The organism is Binatus sp. (SeqCode) (genome assembly GCF_036522015.1).
Lineage (GTDB): Bacteria > Desulfobacterota > Binatia > Binatales > Binataceae > Binatus.
The window spans coordinates 1-7133 of record NZ_DATDGQ010000134.1; the positions used below are offsets into that span (position 1 = coordinate 1).

General features: G+C 62.8%; 7 protein-coding genes. All 7 read right to left on the reverse strand.

Translation table 11 applies throughout. The features are described 5' to 3' along the window. Positions 1-808, reverse strand: an 808-nt coding sequence (locus tag VIW95_RS05590) for an SDR family NAD(P)-dependent oxidoreductase (protein ID WP_331584437.1), incomplete at its 3' end; no start/stop codon positions are given. A 23-nt stretch (positions 809-831) separates the two neighbouring features. After that, positions 832-2013, reverse strand: coding sequence for a M23 family metallopeptidase (locus VIW95_RS05595; RefSeq protein WP_331584438.1), 1182 nt, complete (start codon positions 2011-2013; stop codon positions 832-834). A 16-nt stretch (positions 2014-2029) separates the two neighbouring features. Further along, the gene (gene scpB, locus VIW95_RS05600) at positions 2030-2680 is read right to left on the reverse strand and encodes an SMC-Scp complex subunit ScpB (protein ID WP_331584439.1); all 651 of its coding nucleotides are present in this window, start codon (positions 2678-2680) and stop codon (positions 2030-2032) included. Continuing rightward, on the reverse strand, positions 2677-3462 hold the full coding sequence (locus tag VIW95_RS05605; RefSeq protein ID WP_331584440.1) for a segregation and condensation protein A: 786 nt from the start codon (positions 3460-3462) through the stop codon (positions 2677-2679). Before VIW95_RS05605 ends, scpB begins: the two co-directional genes overlap by 4 nt. Then, complete coding sequence (locus tag VIW95_RS05610) at positions 3459-4121, reverse strand: site-2 protease family protein (RefSeq protein WP_331584441.1); 663 nt, start codon at positions 4119-4121, stop codon at positions 3459-3461. Before VIW95_RS05610 ends, VIW95_RS05605 begins: the two co-directional genes overlap by 4 nt. Before the next feature lies 1 nt (position 4122). Further along, on the reverse strand, positions 4123-5079 hold the full coding sequence (locus tag VIW95_RS05615; protein WP_331584443.1) for a tyrosine recombinase: 957 nt from the start codon (positions 5077-5079) through the stop codon (positions 4123-4125). Between the two features lie 2 nt (positions 5080-5081). Continuing rightward, positions 5082-7133: [protein-PII] uridylyltransferase (gene glnD, locus VIW95_RS05620; protein ID WP_331584442.1), on the reverse strand; the 2052-nt coding region annotated here is incomplete at its 5' end.

Sequence of the window (7133 nt, forward strand, 5' to 3'; positions counted from 1 at the left end):
AGTTGGGCGGCGGCAGCGCGTCGAGCAGGGCCTTCGTTCGTGCCTCGATCCATTTCTTCATGACGCGATCGGTCAGGATATAGGGCCGGTTCGCCTTCACTCCCTCCAGAACCATCTCGCCGACCTCGTCGGGAGCGACGCCGCGAGCCAATCGGGCGGTGACTTGCTCCGTTACCGCTTCCCAGGTTTTGCTCTCTTCCGCGTTCTGCGCGGCGGGTTGCGTGATGCGGCTGTTCGCGACGATGTTCGTGCCGACGGGACCTGGGCACAAAACAGTCACGCCTATTTGCTTGGGCTCGAGGTCTCGGCGCAGGGCTTCAGACAGACCGACCACTGCGAATTTCGACGTGTTGTACATGATGCCGCTGCCCTCCGCTGCGAGTCCCGCGCCGGACGCCGTGTTGACGATGTGGCCGCCGCCGCCTCGCTCGAGCATCCGCGGCAGGAATGTCTGTATCCCGTTGATCACGCCGTTCAGATTGATTCCGAGCATCCAATCCCAAAATTCGTAAGTAAGACGGGTCGGAGCGGCCACGCCAGCGTTGTTGCACAGGATTGATACCGGCCCTAGCCGCGCCTCGGCTTCGTCGGCGACACGCGCATAGCCCTCGCGGTCCCGCACGTCGAGGTTGAATGTCTTGACCGCAGTGAGTCGCGCGAGTTCGGACTTGGCCGCCGCGAGGGAATCCGGATCGATATCCGCAATCGCAAGCTTCACGCCTGCGCGGGCGAACGCGCGACCGATACCCAGACCAATCCCACGCGCTCCGCCGGTAATGAAGGCTGTCCTGCCTTTAAAGTCTTCCATCGTCAGCTCCTGTTGTCCTTCGCCTAGAACGAATCGAGTTCGTCTTCCATCGGTTCTTGCTTGGTCATCGGCTGTGACGATTTGACGGTCAGCGCCGGCTTTGGTGATTTGTCGATTCGGTAATCGTCGAGCGTGTACTGATCGATAGCAAACGGCAGTCCCTCCGAGGCGGGGAACGACGGCGCGTCGCAGATTTGGAAATGCAAATGCGGCTCCGATGAATTGCCGGTATTGCCGAGATGCGCGAGCACGTCGCCGGCGTGGACCGTGTCGCCGACTTTCACTTTGATCGTGCCGGGCCGCAGATGCGCGTATGCGGCATAGTGCCCTTCGCTGAGTTCCTCGATGATGTGATTGCCCGGGAGCGTGTCGTACGTAATCGGCGTCGCCAGCTTGCCGCTGTTGGGGACGTTCTCGGGAATGCCGTCCTTCACCTCGACGATCTTGCCGTCCGCGACCGCATAAATTTCCTGATCCCAGGCGTGATAGCTCTTGTTGTCATGCTCGTCGCCGCTAAACGCCTTCCCATCGTCGCCGAGCTGAATCCAGTCGATCGCATAGCGCTGGCCGATGTGCGGCTGACCGTTAATCGGCAGCATCGCGCGACGATGCGCCGAGGTGTTCGAAGGAGCATTCGCCGCGAGCCAATTTTTTCCACGAAGCGGGGAATGAATCACGATCGGATCGTCCTGATTCAGATCGAGCGCGGCGGCGTGGATTGTTCCCGAGCCGCTGCGCTCGCCGTGCTGCTCGATCGTAATCGCAGTATTAAAATTGTCGGGATCGCCCTGGTCGGGAAGCCAATCGGTAAAGATAAAGAAGACGCCGGTCTCGCCCGGCTTGAGGCTCGGATCGTTGGGCTTGGTTCCGTCGCCGTTCACCGGCACGAACATCGCGGCTAGTTGATTGCCACTGACCGACTGGGTGACGACTACCTTGTCGTCGTCCTTTCCACTCACGTCGAGTTTGGTGATTTTGAGCGGCGTCTTACCCCAATTTGTGACGTACAATTCGTAAGCGGAATGGCGGTGACCATTGCCGTCGAGGATTTGCGCCTCGGGCGGATATGGCATCGCGACGACGCGCATGTAGAGCGGATCATTTTCGGGCGGCGCCGGCGGCGCCGCCTTTTCCTCAGCGCGCGAGAGTCCCGCGCACGCAAGCGAAGTCATGGCCACGAAAATCAGCAGCCGCAATCGATGCATCGTTGTGGTTCTCCGTTCAGTGCGAGGTCTTGTCGTCGTCAGAGGTCTCAGGCGCGGGTTCAGCCGGCTCTTCTGCGGACGAGGGCGCAGTCTCGGCGGAATCTTCGGGATGAGTCTCGATGCCTTCGACCGGTCCGGTGTTCGCCTGCTCGACGGCGCGCTCGATTTCGCGGAACTCCGACAAGTCGGGCAGGCCTTCGAGGTCCTTCAGCCCGAACAATTCAAGGAACTCGCTGGTGGTCTCATAGACCATCGGGCGTCCCGGCGCTTCCTTGCGGCCGGCAATTTTGACGAGTCGTTTTTCGAGCAGCGTTTCCAGCACGCCGCCGGTATCGACGCCGCGCAACTGCTCAATCTCGGGCCGCGTGATCGGCTGTCGATACGCAATTATCGCGACAGTCTCCATCAGCGGGCGGCTCAGTCGCGGCGGCCGCGCGGCGAGCAGCTTGCGCACATAGCCGGCGTAGTCCTTCGGCGTGCGCATCTGGTAGCCACCGGCGACTTCGTCGATCACGATGCCGCGGTTTTCGGCGGCGTACTGCGCGGCCATCTCGGCGAGCGCTTTTTGCACGGTCGGACGGGGCACGTCGTCAAAGACGGCGGCGAGCCGCGCAATCGAGACAGGCTCGCCGGCCGCGAACAGCAGGCTCGCGAGAATTGATTTCAATCGTTCCTCTTCCACTCAACCTCCGTCGTCGCCGCGGCGCCGCGCTCGAGAAAAATCGCGCCGAAGCGCTCTTCCTGAAATGCGCGAACCTCGCGCCGCCGTATCAATTCGAGCAGCGCCATGAAAGTCGCAATTACCAGCGATCGATCGTTTGCGTCCTCGAACAGGGCGGCGAACTGTACTCGTCCCGCGCCTTCTTCGAGCGCGTGCAGGATTCGCGGTATGCATTCCGCCACCGGGATGTCGCGCAGCTCGATTTTGCGCGGCGTCTTGTCGGCGACGCGCTTGAGTACTGCGCCAATCGCCTCGACCAGGTCGAAAATCGAAACCGTGTACCGCTTGGCGTTAGCGTCTTCAGGCGCGCTCTCACCGGGCGTGGTGAAAACGTCGCGGCCAAGCAGCGCGCGCTCGGAGAGCTTTTCCGCCGCCTCGCGATACCGCTGATATTCAAGCAAGCGCTCGACCAGGTCGCGCTTGAGCTCCTCGGCTTCCTCGGTGTCGGCCAGCTCCGGATGCGGCAGCATCGCGAACGACTTGATCAGGAGCAACGTCGCCGCCATCACCAGGTACTCGCCCGCGACGTCGAGGTTCAACTGGTCGAGTAGCTCGAGCCACGCCAGGTACTGCTCGGTGATGACGCTGGCGGTTACTTCGTGCGGGTCGAGCTCGGCGCGCTTGAGCAGATGCAGCAGCAGATCGAGCGGACCCTCGTAAATCGGGAGCCGGAAGCGGACGCCGGCGTCGGCCGCGAGCTTGGGCGCCGTGTTGGACTCGTCGCTCAAAGTTGCACCATCCAGGAAATCGCGCCCAGCGCCAAATTCATGACTGGGTAAATCGCGACATCCAGCCAATGCGTATACAGCAGAACCAGCAGTATAAGGAAGCCATACCGCTCGGTTTGCGCGTACACGCGCGCGGCAGCGATCGGCAGAATACTGAACAGCACGCGGCCACCGTCGAGCGGCAGCACGGGAAAAAGATTGAATACTCCCAGCTCGACGTTCACGATCACCGACGCTTGCAGCATCCGGGCAAGCGGTACGACCACGGTGGGGGCCAGCGAACCGTGCAGAAATGCGGGTATCGCGCGCAGCAGCAGTCCGCTCACGATCGCGAGCACAAAGTTGGTCAGCGGGCCGGCGGCCGCCACTTTCAGCATGCCAGTGCGTCCACCGCGCAGCACTCGGAAATCGACCGGCACGGGCTTCGCGTAGCCGAGCACGGGCAGACCGAAAAGATACAGCCCGAACGGCAGGATGATCGTCCCGAATAGATCGATGTGCGAAATCGGATTCAGCGTGAGGCGTCCGGCTCGCAGCGCGGTATCGTCGCCGAGGCGCAGGGCTACGACGCCGTGCATAACCTCGTGCGCGATGATCGCGAACATGATCGGCGGCGCGACGATACAGATGGTCGCGATGGTTCCGTTCAGATCGCCCAAGTCAGTCGGTACCCTCCGCCGCGCTCGCGCGAGTCGCGCGCGGATGAAACGTGCGATGCACCTTGCGCAGGTGGCTCTTGGAGAGATGCGTGTAGATTTGCGTGGTCGAAATGTCGCTATGGCCGAGCATCTCCTGCACGGCACGCAAGTCGGCGCCGCCTTCGAGCAGATGCGTCGCGAAGCAATGTCGCAAGGTGTGCGGGCTCATCCACGCGAGCCGCGGATCGTTGGCGGCCCATCCTTTCAGCGCCTTGAAAAATCCCTGGCGCGTCATCGCGCGGCCGAGCCGAGTAATGAACACCGCAGAAACGCGACGCGCAACTCTCTTCTTGTCGCGCTTGGCGTCGCCGGCTGGATTGAGAATTTCGTCGCGTCGATCGAGATATGCCTTCAGCGCGCGAATCGCTGCCCCGCCCATCGGCACCATTCGCTCCTTGCTGCCCTTGCCGAACACGACCACCGCGCCTGCGGCGAGATTCACCTGGTGCAATTGCAGGCCGACCAGCTCCGACACGCGCAGACCGCATCCGTAGGCCATCTCGAGCATCGCACGATCGCGGAGTCCGCGCGCATCGTGCGCGTCGATCGCGGCGATGAGATTTTCGACGTCGCCGGGCGACAGGGTGCGCGGCAGCTTGCGCGGATGCGGCCTCAGTTTGACTGCCGGCGCGGGATCGCGCTCGAGGATCTTCTCGTCCACCAGCTCGCGCGCGAGTCCGCGCAGGCTGGCGAGATGGCGGCGCTGCGAACTGACGGCGAAGCCCTGGTCGGCGAGCGCTTCGAGGTACGCGGTCAGCGCGGCGGCGTCGAGCTGCGCGGGCTCCAGGCCGGAATCGCGACACCATGATTGAAACAGGCGGAGGTCGTGCGCGTAGGCCTCCATCGAATGGCGGCTGAGGCCGCGCTCGACGGCCTGGCGCGCCAAATGCCGATCGATCAGCTCGTCCCAGCCGGTCATGTTCACGTGGATGCTCCGGCTTGGGGATTCTGCACGACTTTTTCGAGCAACGCCGCGCGCAGCTCGCGCATCCGCTCGAGATCCTCGATCTTTCCGCCGTCGCGATCGCTCACGTAGAAAACGTCCAGCGCCTGATCGGCGTTGGTCGAAATACGCGCGAGGTGAATCCGCAAGCCGAGCCGGAAAAGAGTGTGGGTGATCGCGAACAGCAGGCCGACGCGGTCCTGGGTGAACACGTCGATGACCGTGAATTGCTCGGAGGTGCGATTGTCGACGGTGACTTCGGTCGGCACGTGGCGCACGAACTTGCGGCCTGCGCTCTGCACGTGATGCGCCGCGGCGACCAGCCCCGCGATATCCTGCTGGCCGGTGATGACCCGCTCGAGGTCGTGCTCGACCCGCAGCCAGCGGTCGTCTTCCAGCGCCATCGAGGCTTCGCCCATCTGATGCGACACGCGAAACACGTCCATCGCGATACCGTTGGCGCGCGTGGTGATTCGGGCCGACAGGATGTTGAGATTGTTGGCGGTCAGCACGCCCGCGATCATTGCGAAGAGTCCCGGCCGATCGCCCGTCACGACAATGAACTCGCTGAACTCCAGCTCGGGGAAATGCCGGATGCGGCAGACCAGCGGGCGGTCGTCGAGCGAGCGCATCAGGTCGAAGTGCAGCGGAATGTCATTTTCGGGCACGGTGAAGAAGTAGCGGTCAGGCATCTCGTCCAGGAAAGCGTTGATGTCGGCTTCAGGAGCCGACGCCGCGAGTAGTGTCGCGCGCACGGCCTCCTTGACCGTTGCCAGCCGGCGCGCCGGATCGACCGCCTCGCGATCACCTTGCTCGAGCATCTTGAGCGCGCGCAGGTAGAGATCGCTCAGCAGCATGTCGCGCCAGTTGTTGTAGACCTTCGGCGCGACTGCGCGCATGTCGGCATAGGTCAGCAGGTAGAGCGCCTTCAGGCGATCGATCGAGCCGACGGTGCGCGCAAATTCCGCTACGGTGGTCTGATCGTCGAGGTCACCCTTCTGCGCAACCTGCGACATCATCAGATGGTTACGGACCAGGAACACGACGAGATCGATCTCCTCGCTGTCCAGCCCGAGCCGCTGCGATACTTCCGCGGTCAGACTCGCGCCGCGCTCGTGATGGTCATGGCCATGGCCCTTGCCGATGTCATGCAGCAGCAGCGCAAGGAACACGAGCGGCAGGTGAGGGAGCTCGCGCGCGACCTCGGTGAGCAGGGGCGTGGGATCCTTGAATTCTCCTGTGCGCAAGCGTTCGAGCTCGCGCACCGCAACCAGCGAATGCCGATCGACGGTGTAGATATGGTAGAGGTCGTGCAGCACGCGCGCGTAGAGGTTGCCGAATTCGGGGATGATCGCGCCGAGCACGCCCGACAGATGCATCGCCTCGAGCGTTTCGGCGACGCGTTGTCGCCCGGACAGAATCGTCATCAGCGCTCCCGCGACGCGCGGGTCCTTGCGCATCGCATCGTCGATCAAACCGAGATTGTCGCGCACCAGTTGGTAAGTGCTGCCTGAGAGGCTTACGTCCTGCGCCTGGCAGTCGGCGTAAATCGTGATCAGGTTGAGCGGATCGCGCTGGAAGAAATCAGATTGCGCGATACTCATCAGATTACCCATAACGATCACGCCGGGGCGAATCCTGCGGGTCGGCGTGCGATGAAAAAATCGGCCGCCGGAGCTGTTTTCCGTGACCCGCGCGATCAAGCCTTCGGCAAAGCGATGGATCGTCGACGCATGCTGATAGTACGCGCGCATCAGGGCTGAACCCGCCGCCTGTCCCTCTTCGGGCTTAAGGCCGAAGATCGGCTCGATCCTTTCCTGCAGCTCGAAGGTGATCTGATCGAAGTGGCGGCCGGTCAGAAAGTGCAGTGAGTTGCGCACCCGCCAGAGAAAGTCGCGCGCCTCGATCACTTCGGCCGCCTCCGGCTCGGTGATTACGGCCTTCTGCACCAGCTCTTCGAGCGAATGGACTTTGTACTTGACCTTGGCCAGCCACATCGCGGTGTGAAGATCGCGCAAGCCGCCTTCGCC